Source organism: Methanocella sp. MCL-LM, from assembly GCF_049676595.1.
Classification (GTDB): domain Archaea; phylum Halobacteriota; class Methanocellia; order Methanocellales; family Methanocellaceae; genus Methanocella_A.
Genome location: NZ_CP187259.1, coordinates 3,137,787 through 3,161,331, shown reverse-complemented (window position 1 = coordinate 3,161,331; position 23,545 = coordinate 3,137,787). Strand labels below are relative to the sequence as shown.

Sequence of the window (23,545 nt, the reverse complement as noted above, 5' to 3'; positions counted from 1 at the left end):
TCTCGCAGGTCTCATATACTTTTATTGCTAAAATGATTTACGGTGCTAGTATGCTCACTGTTGAACTCGAGCGCTTCATACTGGAAGACCTCGGCGAGGACGACGACTCTAACGGGATAGTCCCGCCCGTGGCGGCAAGTGCGAACATCGTATGCAAGGAAGATGGGGTACTGGCCGGGCTCGACGAAGCCCTCCAGATCTTCGAGTACTTCGGGCTCAGCCTCGAGTCCCACTACGCCGACGGAAACCAGATCAAAGCCGGCGACATAATTATGACCATCACCGGTAGCGCAGCAGACATCCTGCGGGGCGAGCGCCTCGCACTGAACTTCCTGGGCCGCATGAGCGGCATCGCCACCCTCACGAGGCGCTGCGTTTCAAGAGCGGGCACCGTAAGAGTCGCCGCAACCAGAAAGACCACTCCGGGGTTCAGGTCCTTCGAGAAGAAAGCCGTCAAGCTCGGCGGCGGCGACACCCACCGCTACGACCTCTCGGCCGCAGTCATGATCAAGGACAACCACATCGCCATCATGGGCATCGACGGAGCGCTTGCCGCAGCCAAAAAGGCGGCCAGCTTCACCAAGAAGATCGAGATCGAGGTCGAATCGATCGAGGCCGGCGAAAAAGCCGCCTCCCTCGGCGCCGACATCATCATGTTCGACAACATGGCCCCCGATAAGATCGCCGAAGGCGTGGCAAGGGTCAAGCAGATCAACCCCCGCGTCATCGTCGAAGCCTCGGGCGGCATCACCATGCAGAACATCGCCGACTATGCCCGGGCAGGCGTCGACGTCATCTCCCTCGGCGCGCTGACCCGCGACGCCAAATGGCTCGACTTTAGCCTCGACATGGAAACTAGAGTACAATAAAATGTACCCTAAATGGCGCTGTAGCTGTTGACCACGGTGTCACAAGGAACTACGACACCCAGAACCAAATTTCTAACCACGGCGGCACGACGGCACGGAGACAGTGGCGAATCAGACCAGCCGGATGGTTAATTAAACCACGGCGGCACGGCGGCACGGAGACAGTGGGTACCAGTAAAAACGAACTCTTTTTTGGTCCACGGCGACACAGGGACAGCGCACTAACCAAAAGGTGCTTACTGGACAATGGTTTCAACCTGGCTATCTGAACGAAAGCCTGAAAGCTTCAACACTCCTGTTGAATCCTGACAAGTTGAGTACTGGATATAGAAATTTGGCTGTCTCCATGCCCTCTACCCTCCGTGCCGCCGTGGATCAATAAAAAGAGTCTGACCATTCAAGTACGGGCAGTCTCCGTGTCGCTGTGCCGCCGTGGTTCCAGTAACCATCCTGCTATCGTTTCTTGAATTGTTTCCGTGTCGCTGTGCCGCCGTGGTTCCAGTAACCATCCTGCTATCGTTTCTTGAATTGTCTCCGTGTCGCTGTGCCGCCGTGGTTCCAGTAACCATCCTGCTATCGTTTCTTGAATTGTCTCCGTGTCGCTGTGCCGCCGTGGTTCAAATATTTAATTTTCTGTTGTCAGGATACGGAGCCGTGCCGCCGTGGTAAGTTGTTAAGCCCGTACGGTTATGCCTGATTAAAAAAGGAATTTGGGGCGCCCGCGGTTGCGGTACGCCCATGCATTCTTATTCACTTAGCGATTTGAGGATGCGGTCGGTGTCGACGTTCTCGTCGAACATGTTCTTCATGAGGTCGATCTTCTGGACGTTCTTGACCCTGACCGTGCGGAGCAGCTGCTCCATCCTGTCGACGAGGGTGGTGGTGTCGTCTGTGGTGAGGATGACCGGCACGCCCAGTTCTTCGGCCCTGCCCAGCACCTGGTTGGGCGGGTACAGGTTGCCCGAGAGGATCATGATTCTCATGCGGGCTTCCAGCGCCGCGATCTGGAGATCGGCCCGGTCTCCGCCGGTGACTACTGCGCGGTTGTGCTTCCGCCTGAAGACCTTGATCGCGCTGTCCGCAGCCAGGGCGCCTACGACAATGCCGTCCACAGTGACGTCCAGGTTGTTCTTGCCCGCGAGCACTTCGCCGTTGAGGCCCTCGGCGATCTCTCTGGCCGAGATGGTCTGCAGCGCCCGGTTCCTCGGCAGGACGCCCAGGACTTTGATGCCCTTGCGGTCAAAGTAGGGGACGACCTTCTCCTTGACGAAGTTCATCCGCTCCATGCTGGTGTTGTTGAAGATGATGCCCAGCACTTCCACGTCGCTGGAGAGCAGCTTCATGTAGGTGGTGATCCGGTCTACCGTGAACTCGTCGCAGTACTTTGACACCAGCAGGATCTTGCTCCCGGTGATCCTGGCGACCTCCGAGTCGGAGAGGCCCAGTACCGAGCTGCCGCTCACATCGCCGGCGCCCTCGAGGATCACGACATCCTTGTTCCTGCTCACGTGCTTGAAGGTCTTCTCGAGCTTGGGGACCAATTGCTTGTCCTTGCCCTCCAGCACGTCTTCCAGCAGCTGGTGGGTGAACAGGATGGGCGAGATCTCGTCGAGGTTCTCGTCAAGGCCCAGCATCTTTTTCATGTTCAGCGCGTCGTCGTCGACGAGCTCGCCGTTCACGTCCACGATGATGTTTCCTACCGGCTTCATGTAGCCAACCTTGAGCTCGTTTTCCTTGAGCTTCATCGCCAGCGCCATACACAGGGCGCTTTTGCCTGAATAGAGTTCTGTCGAACTTACTAGAATCGATCTCATGTGTATCCCATCCATGTGCGGGCTGATGCCCTCATGCTTCGGATTCGCGTTTTATCCTAACATGTACTACACGTTTAATCGTTATAAATTCTTCCGTCGAATGTTCATCTAACATGCCAGAATATTCTGTTTGGTAATACTATCAGTGCTTGCTAATTATGCGGTGAACAGTCCTGCTACCCCAGCCCATGACATATCGTACATGCCATACAGTAAACCCGTCTGCCATTTTCCGCGGGAAAGGCGGAGCCAGATCGATCGGATAAGCGGTAATGCTACATGTGATCGAGCAAAATTGCGATAGAAGAGCCGGGCTATGGGAAGCGTCCGGGGGACTGCATTATATTCCATTAAAAATTGTGGATCGGGTAGGTATTGAGAGGTCAGAGGGAGCGGTGGTGAGGTACCTGGAGTACAGGGAGGACTTTCAAGCTGGGAGGTCGGGGAGGTAGGGGGGCCTGAGAGAAGGTGGTAGAGTACCGTGAGGTAGCAGAGGATTAACCCTATTATATAGTAATCCTCTCTGACCTTTCTATTCTCTCTATCCTCCTCTCTGACCTCTGACCCTCCCTGACCTCCCAGCTTGAAAATCCTCCCCGACCTCCCGGGACCTCCCCGACCCCCAGTTTTCCATGGACTTTACCTGACACCCCCTCTAAAACTTTCCGGCGACAAGGATTTAACTTTCCAGCACCCTCTACTCTTGATCAATATCATGACTATGGTACGCACGACTTACTATGTGGAAGCTGACGCTCCCATAGCGAAGGTGGCGAAGGAAATCGCCGCCGAACAGTCTACGGGCACTTGGACCGAAGTGGCCGCAGAGAAGGAAGTTCACGAGAACCTCGGCGCCCGGGTAGTGAGCGCGGAAGGTAACACTGTCGTGATCGACTTCCCTGTGGAAATCTTCGAGCCGGACAACGTACCCCAGATTCTCTCCGTGGTCGCAGGTAACCTCTTCGGCCTCGGCGGCCTCAAAGCCTGCCGCCTTATGGACGTCGACTTCGACCCTATCGCGAAGTACTATAACGGCCCGGAGTTCGGCATCGAGGACGTCCGGAAGATGCTGAAAGTGCACGACAGGCCGCTGGTCGGCACCATCATCAAGCCGAAAGTGGGCCTCAGCCCGAAGCGGACCGCGGAAGTCGCAGAACAGGCTGCACTGGGCGGGCTGGACCTGATCAAGGACGATGAGACGCTGACTGACCAGAAGTTCTGCCCGCTGGAAGAGCGGCTGACAGCGGTCATGGACAGGCTGAACCGGATAGAGGACAAGACCGGTCACAAGACATTATACTGCGTAAACGTCACCTGTGCCGGCGACCAGATCGTCGAGCGCGCTGAACGTGCAGTCGAGCTCGGCGCCAACACCGTTATGGTCGACATCCTGACTGCGGGCTTCTCGGCCGTGCAGGCGCTGACCGACGAGAAGATCGGCGTGCCTATTCACATTCACAGAACAATGCATGGGGCTTTGACGAGAGGTAAGTATGGCATCGCCATGCCGGTTATTTCGAAGCTGACGAGGATGGTCGGCGGCACTAATTTACATACCGGCACTTACGCCGGCAAGATGGAGCGCAACGTTTGCGAGATCGACGCGTCGCGGGACATACTGAGGAAGCCCTGGGCCGGGTACAAGAGAGTATGGCCTGTTTCTTCGGGTGGGCTGTACCCGCAGAAGGTCCGGGAAAACCTGGACTGCTATGGTATAGACGTTATTTTACAGGCGGGCGGCGGCATCCACGGGCACCCCGAGGGGACTACTGTGGGTGCGGTGGCCATGTTCCAGGCTGTGGAGGCGTGGAAGGAGAAGAAGACCCTTGAGGAGTATGCTGTAAATCATAAGGAGCTGGCGGGCGCGTTAAAGCAGTGGGGGCCGTCGCAGTAAAAGCTTAGATAGTATCACAGCGCGGGTCGACGTCCGACCTTCGGGTCGGCCTACTCCCGTTTTTCGGGTGCTGCACCGTCAGGGCCGGGCTCGCATCCTCGAAATGAAAACCTGGCTGGCGCTACGCTGCCGCCAGCTTACATTTCTTCGCAAGCCCTAAGCGACACCGCCTGCGGCAGGTGTCCATTACCCTGCCGCCTCCGCATCCTGCCCTGATGGGCAGGACTGATGCCCGAAAAACCTCCGTCGACCGCGATGCTTTTTTAATATTTCAGATTACATTCAAGCTAATTCCTCGTAATGCAATAACTGTTTATATCATCAGGCAATATCTTCCTTAAAAGGTGCCCAAGCCATGAAAATCGCCATATTTCACGACCACTTTGCCTTCATTGGCGGAGGGGAGAAGCTTGTGCTTACGCTGGCCAGGCACCTCGGTGCAGACGTTATTTCTACGGACGTCGACCGCAGGCTGATCGAGCTCATGGGGTTTAACGATGTAAACGTGATAAGCCTCGGAAGCCTGTGCAGAACTCCTCCGCTGCGGCAAATACAGTCGACGATCAAGTTTGCATCGTGCGACTTCCGGGGGAAGTATGATTTTTTCATCTTCAGCGGTAACTGGGCACACCATGCCTCAAATAAGCATAAGCCTAACCTGTTCTACTGTCACACACCAGTGAGGGCGTTTTACGATCAGCGGGAGGTCATGGCAGCAACAATGAATCCTGTGGCAAGGATAGCTTTTCTTGGGTGGACTGCTGCCCACAGCCGGCTTGATCTGAGATCTATCGGACGGATCGACCGGATCGCTTGTAACAGCCAGAATACGGCGAGGCGGATAAAAAAGTACCTTGGCAGGGACGCTACGGTGATCTATCCTCCTGTGGATACTTCTAAGTACAGGTATATCTGCGATGACGGCTTCTGGCTCTCGGTGAACCGGCTATATCCCGAAAAGCGCATCGAGGTGCAGATCGAGGCATTCAGGCAGATGCCGGAGGAAAAGCTGGTCATCATAGGCAATTGCGGGGTGGGTGATCACTCAGTAGAATATGCAGCCGGGCTCAAGAAGGATCTGCCTGCGAACGTCACGATGATCAGCGATGTGGCAGAAGATCAGTTGATCGATTATTGCGGTCGCTGTCGTGGTCTGATAACTACCGCTGCAGACGAAGACTTCGGCATGACTGTTATAGAAGCGATGGCTGCAGGAAAACCCGTGATCGCTGTGGCAGAAGGCGGTTACCTTGAGACCGTTGCAGATAGTATCACCGGGAAATTTATTGAATGTGTACCTGAGGCTATCGTGTGCTCGGTCAAAGGGGCCGGAACAGAATGGAGCTGGTCGCGGGACGAGTGCGAACAGCGCAGCAAACTGTACGACACGTCAAAATTTATATGTGCGTGCGGTGAGGCTATTACAGGGCTCGAGTGAAACTTATGGAAACGCTGAACATCTGTGTGGCTACATATAAGTTATTCGAAGGCAACGGCATCGACGTATCTGTCATACAGTTTGCGGAAGAGCTCGCACGCAAGCACAATGTTAAAGTGCTGGCGGTCGATGCCAGCGACAGCATCAAAAGTCTCGATGTCCAGCGCGTGCCAGCTAACAATCCTTTAAAGATGAGGCAAATCGCCGCAGACATCGACCGGCAAAAGTTCGATGTGATCTCAACTCATTATACGCCGTTCGACCTGGTTGCGTCGCTCTGCCGGACGCCGCATTTTCTACATGATCCGGGAGTGCCTCCTGCTATCACGATGAGAAAGCCTGCAGATGCCTATCTCTGGTCGCTGGTGAACACAGCGAGGCTGGTGTCTGCGAGAAAGGCCCGGGTCGTCTTACCCATATCTGGGTATCTTGCAAACGAGTTCAGAAAAAAATATCTCTACTTCGGAAAGACCGAAATTTTGCCTTATTGTATCGATTTTCCGGATTCTATGCCTGAGCCGGCCAGACTTCCGTTCGAAAAGTATGTGCTGTATGTAGGCAGGCATACCCGCTACAAAGGCGTACATGATCTGATTGATATCTTCGATGATGCCCGAAAAGAGATCGGCGACGATGTCCATCTGGTAACGATCGGGCTCGGTGAGCCTCGCTATGTGGAGATTCTAAAGCAGAAGGCGGCCAGTGTGGGCAATGTTCATATTCTGGGGTTCGTGCAGGATATCTGGCCGTACTATACAGGGGCGAGCGTATATGCGACGTGCTCGCAGTGGGAAGGCCAGGATAGGCCTGTGATCGAAGCCCAGTACGCGGGGAAGCCGGTCGTTTCATACAATAATTGCTCTCATCCTGAAGTGATCGTCAACGGTACGCTGGCGAAGAGCCGGTCGGAGTTTAAAGATGCGCTTGTCAGGTATCTGATGACGAAACCCGCCGGTTCTGGCGGGAGCACCGAGATGGTTAAAAGGTATGCGCCGGAGAAGATGGCGGACAGCTTTACGGAGATCGTGAAGAGGGCGGTGGATGGTAATGGGGCGTAAGAAGGTCGCCATTGTCGTGCAGCGGTACGGGTCTGAAGTGCTCGGGGGCTCAGAGAGCCTGGCCAGATCACTAGCGCATTTGCTATCCGATGTATACGACATCGATGTGCTCACGACGTGCGCAAAGGACTACGTTACCTGGAAAAACGAGTTCCAGGCAGGGGAGTCGATGGACGGGCCTGTCAGAGTACTTCGGTTTGCAGTGGATCGGCAGCGGAGTAAGTGGTTTAATCTCTATAACGCCCTGATGCTGAAGGTGCCTCATACCAGGTGGATGGAAGAGTTATGGATGAGTATGCAGGGGCCGTACTCAACGGGGATGTTTCACTTTATCAAGAGTAATACTGACAAATATCACCTGTTTGTATTTTTTACTTATATGTATGGCACGACGTATTATGGTATCAAAGATGTGTATGCCAAATCGATTCTTCTGCCCACTGCACACGATGAACCTTACATGCGTTTCGGTTTATATGGCGAACTATTCAAGTCTGTTCGAAAGATCATATTCCTGACTCGCGAAGAAAAGAACTTCGTGGACGATTTGTTTGACTTAGACAATGATAAAGGTGTGGTGATAGGCGCTCCAGTAAGTAACTGCAATGGAGATATGGGACAGTTTCGTAAGAAATACCGCATCGAAGGCGATTTTATTCTGTACGTAGGTCGCATCGATGTTATGAAAGGTGTTAATCGGCTAGTTGAGTACTTTGAACGATACTGCAAAGAACGCCGGCCAGATCTTAAGCTGGTGTTATGTGGAAACGGGCCCTTAAAGGTCCCTCGTACAGACCATATCCTACCCATCGGCTTTGTCCTAGAAAGTGAAAAGTTTGGCGCTATGAAGGCGGCAATTGCCACAGTTCTCCCTTCCAAGTTCGAAAGCTACTCAATAGTTGCCATGGAGTCAATGCTATCTGGTACTCCTGTAATAGTTGATGGTGATTGTGCAGTGCTCAAAGGTCATTGTCAGCGTGGTGAAGGCGGTATTTGCTATGTGTCCTACGAAGAATTTGCTAAAGCTCTGGAGCGGCTTACGGCCGACCGGGAATACCGAAAACAGGTGGGTGCAAGAGGTCAGATGTACGTTGAAGTCTGTTATTCGGCTGAGGTTATAAGGAAAAGATATATATCGACTATGGATGGTCTTATAAGTTGATTTCTCGGCGTTATGTCTATTATGCCACTACCGGCGGGGTATCTGAATCAAGGTTATGACTATGGGCAGATTGTGGGATTATCGAGGGTTGATCAAGAAGATCGCACTGACAGACCTAAAGATCAGGTATAAGAACTCCGTCCTTGGCTTCCTATGGTCGCTGCTCCAGCCACTTGCGATGATGGTTGTCCTGTATATCGTATTTACTAACCTGTTTAAAAACGAGGCTATAGATAACTATCCCCTGTATCTCATGATCGGATTGATCTCGTGGGGTTTTTTCGAGAAGGCGACCAACTTCAGCCTGAATAGCATCGTAGGGAAGGCCAACCTAGTGAAAAAGATATACTTTCCCAGGGAGGTACTGGTAATCAGTGCCTGCCTGACTGCGCTCATAATGTCGTTGATCGAATTTGGTATAATCGCGATGTTCATCCTTGTCAATGGGATCGTGCCATCGTGGCAGATTGTCCTCTTTCCCGCGGTGCTTTTCATTGAGTTTATCTTGGTTTTAGGCATATCGTTGGCTATCGCATCGCTGAATGTTAGATACAGAGACGTGCAGTGGATCTGGGCCGTATTCTTGCAGGTGGGCTTTTTCCTGACTCCCATCATGTACTCGATACGTATATTCAAAGATACCACTGTTGCTAACCTGATCAGCCTTAACCCGATGGGAGTTATCATGGACCTGATGAGAGATGTTATTATTCGAAACACGATCCCCTCCTGGCTGTCTATTCTGTCTATATCAGCTTTCTCGCTTGTTGTGCTCGCAGTGGGATGGATAGTGTTCCGGCAGATCGATCCCACGTTCGCAGAGGAGGTCTAAACTATGAAAGGTAAGGACATCCCAAATGATCAAGATACAGTCATTACTGTCAGGAACCTTTCAAAAGAATTTATCATCCCGCATGAACGCCGAACAACGCTGTTCGAAGGCATCACTGGTGTATTCAGGCCAAATACCTATGAAAAGTTCACTGCCCTGGACGATGTAAGCTTCGATGTTAAAAGAGGTGAGTCCATCGGTATAATCGGGGATAATGGAAGCGGTAAGAGCACTTTGCTTAAGATCGTTGCCGGGATTCTTCGGCCGACGAGGGGTACAATCGCGGTAAACGGGCGAATAACACCTTTCCTAGAACTAGGGGTTGGCTTTCAGCCGGACCTAAGTGCACGGGAAAATATTGAGATATACAGCACAATCATGGGGTTGCCGGAGCATGAAATACAGAAAAACATAGATTCTGTTCTAGACTTCGCCGGACTGACTAACTTCAGGGATGCAAAACTGAAAAATTTTTCATCCGGCATGCAGGTGCGCCTTGCTTTCTCCACCGCCATCCAGGTCAAGCCCGAGATCCTCGTCGTGGATGAGGTTCTGGCAGTAGGTGACATGGAGTTCCAGCAGAAATGCCTGGATATTTTCAACGATTACCTCATGTCTGGCGTCACAATTCTGTTCGTATCTCACGACTTAAGTTCTGTAAGGCGTTTCTGCCGGAAGACCTTGCTATTAAATAATGGAAGGATGGTCGCTTTTGGTGATACGTGCGACATCATCGATCGGTATATCTACAGGGTAGATAAGCGGGAAGTTGCAGTCGAAACACCGACGGCAGGCTCTCGAACTACTCCTGAGCAAGACCTGTGCAGTGATGAAGCAACACTGGCTACCACCCGCTCAGGCAACCAAAAAATCACTATCACCGATGTCACATTCATCGATAAGTTCGGCAAGACTGGCGTCAGGTACAATACGGGAGACCCCCTTGTGATCCGCCTTGACTATACTGCTATAGAGCCCATATACGATCCTGTGTTTGGAATCGCAATCTACGATGAATCTGGTAAGCTATGCTACGGTACTAATACGGATATCCAGGGGTTGAGTCTGGGACTGGTTAAGGGGCGGGGCACTCTAGAGCTGGTGTTCCAGTCGATCGATCTACTGTCAGGCAGCTTTAAAGTGACCGTGGCCGCGCACTCACGGGACAATGTCAACTACGACTGGCTCGATAAAGCGTTCACGTTCGCTATCATTAATACCGGGCGGGTAGCCGGCGATTATGATCTGAAGGGCCGGTGGAAGTAAAGTGATCTTATAAACGGGGCTACAATATTTAATATTAGCAAAAATTATTTATCGCTCTTCCGGAATATGCTGACATACCGCAGAATAAATCGCTTACATTTCAGGACCGAACCTGTCATTGATCACGTAATGTTAAACGAGTAGCTGGTGGGTAAAATATGGATGACGTGTTCAACATAAAAGATTCCAGAGTTAATAAAGAAGAACTGATTATAAAAATTCAACAAAATCTTAATGCGCGGAAAACTAAGGGCGCGTACTCGAAAAACGATGAAAATCTTCTCAATTCCCTGTCGCTCTCCTCTTCCTCTCAGCAGAATGACCTTGATAAGCTCAAGGAAGAGATCACCCGTCTCAAGTTAAATGCCGCGGTGACTGCCAGCGATTATAAAATAGCATCTCACAGGATGCTTGTAGGTCCTGTGCTGGTCAAAGGTCGCACACTGGTCAATGGCGAAGTGAAGAGGTATGTAGATCCGATGCTGAGCCGCCAGCAGTCCTTTAATTATGACCTGATACAGTATCAGGAGAACATCGTAAATTATATGGAGAAATCCTTTGATGTACTCCGGTCAGAGATGCTGGCCAGAACCAGAGACATATCTGATGATATTCAATATGCCCTTTCTTCTGAGGTAGGCGATAAGATACTTGTAATAGAACGGGAGTTGAATGATCGCCTCGACAAGCACTTGAAAAATACTGTAAATAACAGTGCTGTCATTGCCGAGTTGAGGACAGCTATAGAAGCAGATAATAAAAAGGCTATCGAAGAGGTTAGGGCGGAAATTTTAGACAATCTTGTCAGGACAAACGCACGCTTTGAAGGTCGTGTAGCAGACTGGAGGGTGGACTTTCGCATGGATCTCAACGACCGCATCATCGGCCTGAGGTCTGAGTTTAGGCAAGATACAAACGATCGTATTGGGGCTCTTCGAAATGATCTGCGCGAGGAAATCGTGTGTCATACTCTGGAGAAGATGCGTATCGCCTTATCTGCACTTGGTAAGGGGGCTGATGCTGCTACCATGGCCTCGCTATTTACATCGATGCCACAACAGCCAGCAAAACTGTCCAGTGTATCGACTGATGCTATCTCCGGTGACTACCTGCAGTTCAGCAGGGAAATCGGCATGGCTTGGACCAGAATCAGTGGCCAGTCCTCTGTCTCCCCCAGTCTGATGGAAGATGCTATTGATCTTTTCAAAGAGTCTCATGTTATTATAGACATCGGTTGCGGCAGCGGATTTTTCCTTGAACAACTGAGGAATGCCGGGATCAGGGGATACGGTGTTGATCTGAATGAAAAGCTGATCGAGCTTTGTATTTCAAAAGGGCTCGATGCAAGGTGCATAGATGCAGTTGGACATTTAGCTTCACTTGATGATGAAGTGCTGGACGGTATCTTCATATGCCAGGTTTTAGAGCACCTGACCATAGACGGGATCGATCATCTGCTCAGCCTTTGTTACCGAAAGCTTAAGCCGGGAAAAGCTTTGATCGCCAGCATACCGAACATCCAGAATATCATTGTTTCATCTAACCTGTACTACATGGATCCCACTCACCAGACTCATCTTCACCCCGAGGTACTCAAATATATCCTCAGGAAGTGCAAGTTCTCTAGTGTTGAAGAAAGGTACTACCAGCAGGTTCCCGAGGAGATGAAGCTGAGGATGATCGAGCCTCCTGGCACAGAACAGACGCCGGAGATAAAGCAGGCGATCGAGAGTATCAATCATAATGTCGCACTGCTGAATCAGCTCCTGTTTTCTGCAAGAGACTACGCAGTGATCTGCAGGAAATAGGCTATGACCGGCAGTGAAAAAAAACAGGTTTTGCAGATTGCACCTACCCTTGAGGTCAACGATGCCGTCAGCAACGATGTACTCCAGATCGACCGGTTTCTCAGACAGTCCGGGTTCTCGACTAAGATCTTTACCATATATCATTCTGCCGAGCTTGCGGGCTTTCGGTTGCCCGCGGATACGATCGGCAAATATGCCACGGATGACACGGTGATCTTCTACCACTATCCGCTACATTCTAACATCTCTGAGATACTTAAAAAAGTGCCGGGAAAAAAGATCCTAATCTACCATAACGTTACACCGGCGAAATTTTTCGAGGGATTAGATCAGGGGCTGTTTCAGGTCTGTAAGGATGGTGTTGACAAATTGTCTTTGTTGAAAGACGACTACGTCCTGGGGCTGGGTGACTCTGAGTTTAATAGGATCGACCTGTTGAACGCCGGTTTTAAAAACACCGGTACCTTGCCAATATTGCTAGATGTGAGCCGGTTTAGACAATCAAACGAGCAGCTTATCGCAAAGCTGACAGAGGGCGGTACTGTAAACCTTCTCTACGTCGGGCGCATTTCTCCGAACAAGAAGCAGGAAGACGCCATTAAAATTTTCTACTATTACCATAATTACATCAATAGCAATTGCCAGCTTTACCTGGTGGGTAAAGAGCAGGTACCTGTATACGTGAACTTCCTCAAGCTGCTGATCGCCAGACTGGGCTTGACAGACAAAGTTCACTTTACTGGGTCAGTCAGCAATGAGGACATGACTGCGTACTACCGTAGCGCCAGTATTTTCCTGTGCATGAGCGAACACGAGGGCTTCTGCGTGCCATTGCTGGAAGCGATGTACTTTAACGTCCCGATCCTTGCATACAATTCGTCTGGCGTACCGTTTACGCTGGGCGGGTCGGGGATCCTTGTCAACCGAAAGGATCATGCGGCCATTGCTGAGATGGTCGATCAGATTATCAGCGACGACCAGCTGAGGCGTATGATTATTGAGCGGCAGACGGACCGGCTGGGAAATTTTAGCATCGACAAAGTTGGTAAGCAAATCTTAGATATTATTGATAATGTGTCCGGAGGATCAACTACCTTATGAGCGATCCGTATGTATCAGTCATAGTATGCACTTACAATAGGGCAAAATATCTGGACGAGACCCTACAATCCCTTCTTTGCCAGTCGTACCGTGACTACGAGATCATCGTTGTTAATGGACCTTCAACAGATCATACGGAGCAAGTACTCAACAAGTACTCGGGCCTAAAAATCGTCCGACAGCCAGAGCTGAACGGTCTTTCCTTCGCCCGCAACCTGGGCATCGTCGCTTCGAACGGCGACATTCTGGCTTTCATTGATGATGATGCGGTCGCAGATCGAGATTGGCTCAAGTTCCTTGTGCAAGGCTACAAAGATGATTCAGTAGGTGGCGTCGGCGGCTATGTATACGGACCGAAAAACGAGCCGTTGTTCGATAATGGACGTATCAACAAGAATGGCCTCCCGATCAACATGCCGGACTACACTGTCCCGCTAGGGCAGGATGAGTTCCAGATATCCCTCGGCACAAATTGCTCGTTCCGTAGAAAAGCAGTATATGATGCTGGTGGTTTCGATCCCTACTTCCGCTACTACCACGACGAGAGCGACCTGTGCGTGCGCATTGCGAAGAAAGGCTACCGCATTGTGTATGTCAAAGACGCGGTTGTTATGCACTGGATGGCTGAGGGCCATAACCGGAAATCACCTTATGATATCAACTGGACAATGATCTTGAAAAATATTGTCTATTTCACGCTGCGGAACTTCGGTAACGAGTACATGGCATGGCTCATGCCAATAACTGCTTTGCGAAAGCATCTTGGGGACATGAATTGGCTATACTCTAGTAAGCAGATAAGCCTACGGAAGTTGGCCAAACTGTACTGGATGCACATTTTGGGAGTCATCTACGGGTACAAGGACGGGCTGATCCGCCGCGGATGTAAGGATAACCTGAGCGGGGTAGATATTTCTCGCTACTTTATGCTCAAAATATGCCTCACGTCCGGCGAATTTTCCAGGAATTGCGGCGGGGGTATATGTAAGTACACGTATGAGCTTGCCCATTCGCTCGCAGAGCTTGGCCATGAGGTACATGTCATCACCCGATCGGGCCGCGAAGAAGATTATGATTCGATTGACGGCCACGTGTATGTCCATCATGTCACCCCGGCAGACATCGAGTTTGCCAGGATCCCTGCTGACATGAACGCATCGCGTTTCGTGCTGGCCCAAAGCTATGCATTTGCCCAGAAAATACGGGACCTGGTTGATGCCCGGGGGATACAGGTCGTCGAAATGCCTCTCTGGGATGCTGAAGGGTTTGCCTTCTCGCTCGTTAAAGATGTGCCGCTATGTGTCCGGCTTATGACCCCCATGTATAAGGTAGCACAGTACCATTCCTGGAAAATGGGCGAAGACTTGGTGTTCGTAGACTTCATGGAAGGAGAGGCAGCTCGCCGGGCGAATCGGGTCATCAAAATTAGCAACGATATTGGTAGGGTAATAGGCGAGCACCATAGCATCGATCCTGAAAAGATGGATCTATGTCCGCTTGGCATCGCTATGCCGCCTGCTAATCAGATTTCTTACAGCAGAAAAAATGCCGGCAACCTAAAGGTATTATTCGTCGGGCGCCTCGAAGCGAGAAAAGGTGTAGACACCCTTTTTAAGGCCATACCGGCTGTGGTTAATGCCATTCCTGGCACTGAGTTCGTCCTGGCCGGCAAGGATACCAATCTCTCGCCGGAAGGTGGCTCTTATAAAGAATATCTGCTCAAGCACCTCGACTCTAAATATGCCCGGAACGTTAAGTTCCATGGTTTCGTCGAGACTGGCCAGCTAGAGGAAATGTATCGGGAATGCGATCTGTTCGTTGCACCGTCGCTCTACGAATCCTTCGGCCTAATCTATGTCGAGGCGATGTCCTGGGGCAAGCCTGTCATCGGCTGCAGAGCCGGGGGAATTCCTGAGGTCTTCAGCGACGACGAGACCGGCATATTGATCGAGCCAGGCAACGACCGGGAGCTTGCAGAGGGAATCATCAGGATCCTAGGCGATGACGGCCTGCGTGAGCGCATGGGGAGAAGTGCCAGAGAACTGGTAGAAAAAAAATTTTCAGCCAGGGCTATGGCAATCAACACCGTGGAGATCTACAGGTCCACTATCGAAGCCTTCAGTTCTCAAGTAGCCAGAAGTGAAATAATATGCCAAAACAGCCATGGAGCGACCACCACTCCTGCAACTACGCTGTTTAGGGCGATCTCGGATGGCCGTTCGAGAAAGCTTAAGATTGCATATTTCTCTCCCCTGCCGCCGGTTAAATCGGGCATCTCTGATTACAGTGAAAACTTGCTTCCATATCTGCTCCAGTACTCAGACATCGACCTTTTTGTCGATGACTTTACCCCTACTCTGAACGATGCTCTGAAAAAGTGCCCGATCTACTCTTACCGCCAGTTTGAGTCGATGGCGGCAGACGGCTGCTACGACATGATCATTTACCACATGGGGAACAGTATCTATCACGCCTACATGTATCCATTGATAGAAAAATACCCTGGCATCATCGTCATGCACGACTACATCCTCCATGGGCTGGTCTATGCCATGACGGCGCTGAAGGGTGATAACTCCCAGTACGTGGAAGAGATGAAGTTCAGCCACGGCAGCGCAGGCGAACGGGAAGCTCAGAAAAACCTGAAATCATTGACCCCAGAGAGCGTGTACGATATTAGGTTCCCAATTAACCGCCGTGTGTTGTACCGAAGTAAAGGTATCCTCGTACACAATTCGTGGACAGAACGTATGGTTCATGATCAGGTTGGCTATATACCTGTGAAATGCGTTCTGCTCGGGGCAGAGACGGGTAGTGAGGTACCAGCAGATAGCCGGGCAGAGCTTCGCTCATCCCTCGACATCGAGGATGCCGCTGTGGTTTTCGGATCATACGGCTACATAGCCCCGACGAAGCGTATCATCTCGTCGCTTAAGGCCTTCGCCCGCCTGGTAAGAGAGCTTCCGGACTCCCGGTATCTACTCGTGGGCGAGCTTAACGAAGGCTACCGCGATGAAATCCTGCGCTTTATCAAAGAAAATCACCTTGAGCAGCATGTAATCCTGACCGGGTATGTCAATCCGGAGGATATGGGCCGGTATCTCTCTATTACCGACGTGGGCATCAATCTACGCTATCCGGTTACCGGCGAAATGTCGGCTACACTGGTGACCATGATCGGCAAGGGTATCCCGGTAATCGTGTCTAAAGTCAGCAACTTCGCCGACTTCCCTGACGATATCTGTCCGAAGGTTGAAGTAAACGACTTGGAAGTGGATACGCTTTTCGCACTGATGAAGCAACTATCTTTCAACGCTGACCTACGCCGCCACATGGGAGCTATGGCAAAGAAGTTTGCCGAAGAGCACCTATCTTTCGACATCGTAGCCCGGGAGTACATTGACTTTATCGGTAGGCTAAGATCAAATGAGGTGTAATTATGGATTTTTTAAAGCGCAAAATGGATTTCTATGAATTTTTACACGAATGCAGGACGACTTGTCTTCGCAATATGCCCGCTGCTAGATCAGTCCTCAGTATCGGTGCGTCAGGCCTCTGGTATTTTGAATGGTTCCATAAAAATTATCCTCACTCGGTTATGACCCATACTGGTATCGACATCAGCCCTTGTCCCGAGGGTCTGCCAGTTTTTGCTCGGTGGATCCAGCACGATGGGTCTGACCTGTCCATGATTCCCGCAGGGTCCATTGATCTGATCTTCGCAGGCCAGTTCATCGAGCACATCTCTTGGGAACAGCAGTACCAGTTTTTGGTCGAAGCCAACCGGGTGTTGGCCTCAGGTGGTTTTCTCGTGATCGACAGCCCCAACTACCCTGTGGCTAACAGGTACGGTATCAAACATCAGGATCATGTCAGCGAGCTTTCATATCTGCAGATGTCCGAAGCCCTGAAACTATCTGGGTTCTCGCTGACCGAGTCCCGCGGTATTATGCCAGTAAGCCTGCTGGGGACACCACCGTCAAATCAGGGTAAGTACTGTTCGCGGTTCGTAACTACCGTCTACAAAGAGGACCTGAAAAATGGTGTGAACGGCAATCCTGATGAATCCTTCATCTGGTGGATAACCGCCAGAAAGCTTCCCGTAGAGATAAACCACCAGGATCTTAGAGATCGATTAAACAAATTTTTCATCGCCAACGAGTCGGAAAAAACATCGATTGTATACCACCAAATTGGCGTACTTGAAGAACATGGTGGTAACGTCTACGTTAAGGTGTCTCCAGGGCAGAATGACTTCGCTCTCTATGGGCCCTACGTGACTTATCCGGCCGGGAAATACCTTGTGAAGTTCGATATAAGCATGCCCGGAAAATCCTATGCGAAGGAAGATACCGTAGTATGTTCCATCGACGTAGCAGCTAATTGCGGTGAAAAAATCGTTGTAAAGCAAGACCTCATGGTTAAAAACTTGGTGGACGGAAAGTCACAGGTGCTGGAATTTTCCATTGATGCTCCAACGATGCTCGAATTCCGTGTATTATCTCATGGGACTGCAGAATTTAGGGTGGGCATAGTCCCTGTACTTGTCAGCCTGTTATAAAAATGAGGTATTAGTGCTTTTGGCACTAACCTCCTTTCTTTACGATACTGTAATACTCTCGCTCACGTGTCTCCATACCTGGCTACTCCATTTCTGACCATCTTGTACTGCAGGTATATTTGCCCGCAGTTGTGGGGTTTTCATGGTGTAGGTTAACGTGCATGTGTTGCCTGAAGTCAAGATAGTTCCTGCGGAGATGAATATACTGGGGCTCCTCTCTCCCTGTAGATACCGGATTTTCCGCACGAGTAACACTGGACTCCAGTTGGAGTCTTCCTTGGTTTATCAATGCAGTTATCACCTATATTCGGTTTCGCCAGGCGATGGGATGTTGCAGTAATATTCCATGCAGGTCTGGTTATTCAGTAATCTCCGGACGATGATCAGGTAAGAATCCCAACCGTCACTTGTACCGGTAAAGTGATGCGTTATGATGCTACCTGATCCATCATATCCTGAGGTGTATTCATCTATAAATGTCCAGTCTCCGCCCGTTACTCTATTTAGGGTTATTGTAATTTCACGCGTGTTACTGGTGTAGTCTTTATAGCTGGCCATAATATCATATTGGCTGCTCACCGGGTCGTAAGAGCTTGTAGTGATTATCCTCACAGGCTGACCGCTGTTACTAGGCCATACTATTGGATTACAACTATTGGCTGGATCGGGTAAAAGTTTGCAACTATTATCAATCAGTATTAACTGGCTGCCATTGCTTGTCGATACTCCCGCTGTACTATCCTCCTGAGCTGCATAAACTACGCGGGTTGAGGTGACCGATCCTTTTCGCGATACATCATCATCCTGGTATTGCTCTCCATTCTCGTCTGTCGGTTTAATGGTCGGAGGTGGTACCTCCAGAGGCCCTGGACGAGAGGTTTCGTCTGTTGCTATCGGCTGGTCAGCGGGCAATATCTGGTATGCCTGCGCTAAACCTGCTATAATACAGATGCTTACGACGAAAACGCATATAATTAATTTGATACTCTTACTAGCTTCTAGTATACTTATTCTCATCCTTTTATCGCCTCACCACAAATATTTAATTATGATTTTTTTAAGCATTTATATTATATTATTAGGATTTATATATTTATGGCAAGAATAAAAAGGGTTAATCCCAGTAGGCGCAGGTTAGCAATTCATTATGGCATTAAAAACATAAGTTTTTCTGCAAGCATCTGCAAGGTAATCTTATAGTTCTGATGCAACTATCATATAGAGGATCGCTGCTACCGGGAAAAGATTAATATAAAAAAATTAGGTGCCAGTACTATTGTATAGCATCTTCTGTTTATGCTACTGTTATGGTCTTCTGTAGTGTGTCGCCGTACCATGTTACTCCGCCACGGTAATAATAAAAAAAGGATGTTAGCACAAATTGTGCTAACATAAGTTTTTAAACTACTGTTATTGTCTTCTGCATTGTGTCTCCATACCAGGCTACCCCATCTCTGACCATCTGGTACTGGGGAGTGTACGTACCCGCGGTATCGGGTGCTTTCATCGTGTAGGTGAACGTGTACGTGCTACCCGGAGCAACAGTGATGCCCGCAGGGATGAATACTCTGGTAGGCCCGAAAGAAGCTGCCACTCCACTCCCTTCTCCAATCGCTCCGAGCCTGATGCTGCTTGCCTCATTCCAGAGTGTACTGCCAGTATTCCTCAAAGTCATAGACACCGAGTACGACTGGCCATGAGTCATCGTCGAGGGAATCGTGTTCGAGATGAGCTGGGAGTCCAGTGCACCAGGAGCGCTTACAGTTAACGTATTGCTCCACGTGTCTCCGAACCAGGCCACTCCGTCTCTGACCATCCTGTATTGTGGATTGTACGAGCCTGAAGTTCCCGGGGCTACCATTGCCAGGGTGAATGTGTACTGCTGACCGGGAGCCACATTGGTACCCGCAGGGAGGAAGAGCCTTGTGGTGCTGAATCTCGCCGCATCACCGCTTCCATCGCCTATCGCTCCAAGCCTGATGCTGCTTGCCTCATTCCACGTGGTCGTACCGGTGTTACGCATCGTCACCTTTGTAGTATACCCATGATACCCTTCCATGCTCGACGGGCTATCGATCCAAACGATCTGGCTATCCAACGCCGGTGCGGTAGATACTGTCACTGTCTTGCTGATGGTGCTGCCGAACCACTGGTGGCCGTCCCAGACCATCTGGTACTGCGGGTTATACGTTCCCACGCTTGTTGGGGCAGTCATGATGAAACCGAAGGTATACGTTTCTCCAGGTGCTACGGAGGTGCCCGACGGGACCTTTAGCCTTGTGCTGGTAAACTTCGCAGCATCACCTGCACCGTCACCTACGGCTCCCAGGCGTATCGCACTGCTATCGGTCCACGGCATCGTACCGGTATTCCTCAATGTTACTGTCGCCCAGTATAGCCTGTATGCGGTCATCGAGGTAGGAATCGTATCCGATATATACTGGGCATTGGGAGCCAGTACTGTCACGGACTTGCCCACTGTATCTCCGAACCACTGGTGGCCGTCCCAGACCATCTGGTACTGTGGATTATATGTACCTCCGGAATATGGTGCGGTCATGGTGAATGTAAAGACCCGCTGTTGACCAGGCTGCACGGTTGTGCCGGGGGCTATGAATATTCTGGTACTGCTGAATTTGGCTGCATCGCCACTGCCTTCACCTACTGCACCGAGCCTCGTGGCATCGGCTTCAGACCATGCTGTATTCCCTGTATTCGTCAGCGTGACAGATGCTGTATAGGTTTGACCTGCGTACATCGTATCAGGTATGCTCATGCTGACCAGATCAGCATCCGGTGCGTATATCACCGACACAGGTTTGCCGATTGTCTGCCCAAACCATGTGTGGCCGTCCCATACCATCTGGTACTGCGGGTTATACGTGCCGGAAGTAGTGGGGGCAACCATATTCATTGTCCAGGTATAGCTCTCGCCTGGGGGTATCACAGTGCCTGCCGGCATGCGCAGTCTTTTTGCTGTAAATTTAGCTGCGTCGCCAGTGCTCTCGCCAACTGCACCGAGGCTGAATTGATCATTAGCGGTCCAGGGCATATTTCCGCTATTTGTCATCGTGATGCTTATCGGATACGTCTTTCCAGCAAGCATCGTACTCGGGATGTTATCAGATACCTTCGCTGCGTTGGGCCACTGCACAGTTACTGTTTTCCCCGCGGTGTTTCCAAACCAGTAATGGCCGTCCCATACCATTCTATACTGTGGATTATACGTGCCGGGGGTCCAAGGAGCTGCCATCGTGTAGGACCACGTATACTGCTCGCCTGGCTGAACAGTTGTTCCGGTCGGCAGTAGCTGCCTGATACCAGTAAACTTGACTGCGTCGCCGGTCGTGTCGCCGACGGCTCCGAGTCTCATAGCGTTGAGGTCAGTCCACGCAATGTTACCTGTGTTCTCGAACGTGACGGTTACAGGGTAAGCTTGGCCTGCCAGCATCGTGTCTGGCATACTTATGCTTTTCAACAGTGCATCGGGCATAGCAATGACTGATATCTGCTTACTCACAGCCTGGCCAAACCACTGGTGGCCGTCCCACACCATCTGGTACTGGGGGGTGTATGTACCGCCTGTGCCGGGCGCAGTCATGGTAAACGTCCATGTATATGACTGGCCGGGCGCTATTGTCATTCCGCTCTGGATGGGTATCCTGGTCGACGAAAACTTGGCTGCATCGCCGCTGGCTTCCCCGACTGCGCCCAGGCGTACTCCATCGGCGGGGTTCCAGGGCATGTTGCCGTTGTTGGTCATCGTCAGGTTGACTGTATAAGTCTTTCCTATCTGCATCGTGGCCGGGATGTCGTTGGTGACGACAATGGCGTTGGGCTGGAATCCTGACCTTACAGCTTGTAGTGCGTCTACACGGCCAAAACCATAGGTATTGTCAAAGCCAGCAGCACCAATATCTGTTGCCGACCAGTATAATAAACTCTTTATCTCATCTTTGTTCTTAGTCGGGTAGGCGCTCCATAAATCAGCTACTACTGCGGCAACCGATGGAGCTGCTGCACTAGTGCCATAGAAGTAATAGTTACCATAATAGTATGATCCGAAGTTTCCCGCACCACTTATTCTTACATCGTCGATTCCACAGATATCCGGCTTTTGACGGGTTTGTGCAGATGGATGGGAAATGGTTACAGGACCTCTGGAGGAGTACATCTGAATATCATCATTTCCTAGATCGTATGCGTCAATAGCTCCTACTGTGATTACACCTGGCACGGCTGCATGGGAAAAAATCGAATCTGATGCAGTATTATAACTAGGATCTATCTTTGCACCAAATGTATAGATCTCAAGGGTTTTTGACTGGGCTTTTCCATTATAATTTTCTATGTATATATAATATGTTCTAGAAGTACTATAATAGTTGGTATATACTATACTCTCATAGGGATTTGGATATCCTAATCCTTGCCAATTATCATTATAGCCTACTAAATTACCATTTGAATCATATAGCCTGAGTACATAATCATTTGTCGATTCGCCCCATTTATCATTCCATTCGAGAATAATCCTTACACTTGATGATGGGGGTATTACAATCGGTATATGCCTATTGTGATAATAAAAACCATCATCGTGGTATTGTTCTTGATAATGATTTTCAGCATAATTGCCAGCTGAATTTATGTAAATAACATTGCGGTTGGCTACTACCGATGTTACATGTGAAGCTACATAACCATCTTCAAAAAACGGTTCATTGATCCAGCGCATATCATCTACAATTACAGTACATCCTTGATTGACCAGCGCATCAATGGCATTGGTAAATTCTATTACATTATCACCAGAATCGTGGAAATATAATTGTGCACCAGGCGCCATGTCGTGTATTATTTCTAGCATAGCAGTGCCTTCGTCACCCATGCCCTCACTTAATACTACGACATTGTAAGGTAGATTCCCACTCGCTTGTGACTGTTCAATATTGGTTACACCATCTGAGATAACTCCGACTTTAATTCCACTGCCAGTATAGCCGTAGATAGATCGTACCTCATTGGTTTTCATTATTGCATCCCCCTCAGTAGTGACGCTTCCTACATTCCTGTGTGGAGGAGTTACTGATTCTACATATCTGACATTTTCAGACGAAGCTAAATATGTCAGATTTTTTACATAGACCCATGCAGCAGCAAATTTGAATGATTCGTCCCGGCTGGTTACGTTCCATACCAAATGATCAATTGCGTGAGTACTCGAATTCGGCGTTAGGTAAACATAGACATAAACTAGATCGGTAGTTATTGGTATTAACGTCGAATCAACTATTATTTTTGAGTCAGATGGTATTAATTGATGCTGCTCTACCATGGTGTTTCTAAAGCTTTCAATACTTACGCCTGGGGGCAATAAACTATTATTTGAAAGCTGTAATAAATCACTACTTAATTTATACTGGTAACCGGTTTGCGCAGCATCTTTACTAACTCTCCATGTAGAAGTGCCTTCTTCATGTATCGACGCGATATACTCTTCAGGTATTATATTGTAATTATTATCCTCTGATTGTCCCAAATTTTGGGCGGTCGCAGCAATCGATATCGAAGAAATAAACATTAGTATAATAAACATCATTGATATAATTTTTGTTAAATATTTATTTATAATATTGCTATTCTTACCACAAATTTGCGATTTATTGTTTGCAGACTGTAAATAATCTGCTAACCAATTTTTTAAAATCCTCGTTCTACTCGTAAGCTCAACCCCAAATG

15 protein-coding genes are annotated in these 23,545 nt (G+C 49.7%); 11 read left to right on the top strand and 4 right to left on the bottom strand.

The genetic code is table 11. The features are described 5' to 3' along the window. Positions 1–50: 50 nt before the first annotated feature. Positions 51–869, top strand: coding sequence for a carboxylating nicotinate-nucleotide diphosphorylase (gene nadC / locus ACPLPM_RS16025; protein ID WP_424357773.1), 819 nt, complete (start codon positions 51–53; stop codon positions 867–869). A 746-nt stretch (positions 870–1,615) separates the two neighbouring features. On the opposite strand, the gene ACPLPM_RS16020 is transcribed toward nadC, so the two are convergent. Together ACPLPM_RS16020 and ACPLPM_RS16015 are read right to left on the bottom strand one after the other, a co-directional pair. After that, complete coding sequence (locus ACPLPM_RS16020) at positions 1,616–2,683, bottom strand: phosphotransacetylase family protein (RefSeq protein WP_424357772.1); 1,068 nt, start codon at positions 2,681–2,683, stop codon at positions 1,616–1,618. A 506-nt stretch (positions 2,684–3,189) separates the two neighbouring features. Then, positions 3,190–3,333, bottom strand: coding sequence for a hypothetical protein (locus ACPLPM_RS16015; RefSeq protein WP_424357771.1), 144 nt, complete (start codon positions 3,331–3,333; stop codon positions 3,190–3,192). 65 nt (positions 3,334–3,398) lie between these two features. Between ACPLPM_RS16015 and ACPLPM_RS16010 the strand changes: the two genes are divergently transcribed. The 10 genes from ACPLPM_RS16010 (at position 3,399) to ACPLPM_RS15965 (ending at position 17,803) form a co-directional block, all read left to right on the top strand. Beyond that, a complete protein-coding gene (locus tag ACPLPM_RS16010) occupies positions 3,399–4,577 on the top strand; it encodes a RuBisCO large subunit C-terminal-like domain-containing protein (protein WP_424357770.1) in 1,179 nt (392 codons plus the stop codon). 355 nt (positions 4,578–4,932) lie between these two features. Next, entirely contained in the window at positions 4,933–6,015 is a 1,083-nt protein-coding gene (locus tag ACPLPM_RS16005; protein WP_424357769.1) for a glycosyltransferase, read from the top strand. 5 nt (positions 6,016–6,020) lie between these two features. Continuing rightward, complete coding sequence (locus ACPLPM_RS16000; protein ID WP_424357768.1) at positions 6,021–7,073, top strand: glycosyltransferase family 4 protein; 1,053 nt, start codon at positions 6,021–6,023, stop codon at positions 7,071–7,073. Then, complete coding sequence (locus ACPLPM_RS15995; RefSeq protein ID WP_424357767.1) at positions 7,063–8,235, top strand: glycosyltransferase family 4 protein; 1,173 nt, start codon at positions 7,063–7,065, stop codon at positions 8,233–8,235. Before ACPLPM_RS16000 ends, ACPLPM_RS15995 begins: the two co-directional genes overlap by 11 nt. A gap of 88 nt (positions 8,236–8,323) precedes the next feature. Beyond that, complete coding sequence (locus tag ACPLPM_RS15990; RefSeq protein WP_424357766.1) at positions 8,324–9,067, top strand: ABC transporter permease; 744 nt, start codon at positions 8,324–8,326, stop codon at positions 9,065–9,067. A gap of 3 nt (positions 9,068–9,070) precedes the next feature. After that, positions 9,071–10,333, top strand: a complete 1,263-nt coding sequence (locus ACPLPM_RS15985) for an ABC transporter ATP-binding protein (RefSeq protein ID WP_424357765.1) — start codon at positions 9,071–9,073, stop codon at positions 10,331–10,333. A gap of 158 nt (positions 10,334–10,491) precedes the next feature. Continuing rightward, complete coding sequence (locus ACPLPM_RS15980) at positions 10,492–12,141, top strand: class I SAM-dependent methyltransferase (protein ID WP_424357764.1); 1,650 nt, start codon at positions 10,492–10,494, stop codon at positions 12,139–12,141. A gap of 3 nt (positions 12,142–12,144) precedes the next feature. Next, positions 12,145–13,242 (top strand): glycosyltransferase, encoded by a 1,098-nt coding sequence (locus ACPLPM_RS15975; RefSeq protein ID WP_424357763.1) that lies wholly within the window; start codon positions 12,145–12,147, stop codon positions 13,240–13,242. Continuing rightward, positions 13,239–16,679, top strand: coding sequence for a glycosyltransferase (locus ACPLPM_RS15970; RefSeq protein WP_424357762.1), 3,441 nt, complete (start codon positions 13,239–13,241; stop codon positions 16,677–16,679). Before ACPLPM_RS15975 ends, ACPLPM_RS15970 begins: the two co-directional genes overlap by 4 nt. 2 nt (positions 16,680–16,681) lie before the next feature. Further along, positions 16,682–17,803 carry a class I SAM-dependent methyltransferase gene (locus tag ACPLPM_RS15965; RefSeq protein ID WP_424357761.1) on the top strand — a complete coding sequence of 374 codons (1,122 nt, stop codon included), beginning with the start codon at positions 16,682–16,684 and terminating at the stop codon, positions 17,801–17,803. Positions 17,804–18,100: 297 nt separating this feature from the next. On the opposite strand, the gene ACPLPM_RS15960 is transcribed toward ACPLPM_RS15965, so the two are convergent. Both ACPLPM_RS15960 and ACPLPM_RS15955 read right to left on the bottom strand, forming a co-directional pair. Next, a complete protein-coding gene (locus ACPLPM_RS15960; protein ID WP_424357760.1) occupies positions 18,101–18,820 on the bottom strand; it encodes a hypothetical protein in 720 nt (239 codons plus the stop codon). Positions 18,821–19,202: 382 nt separating this feature from the next. After that, positions 19,203–23,405 (bottom strand): NBR1-Ig-like domain-containing protein, encoded by a 4,203-nt coding sequence (locus ACPLPM_RS15955; RefSeq protein WP_424357759.1) that lies wholly within the window; start codon positions 23,403–23,405, stop codon positions 19,203–19,205. Between the last annotated feature and the right edge of the window lie 140 nt (positions 23,406–23,545).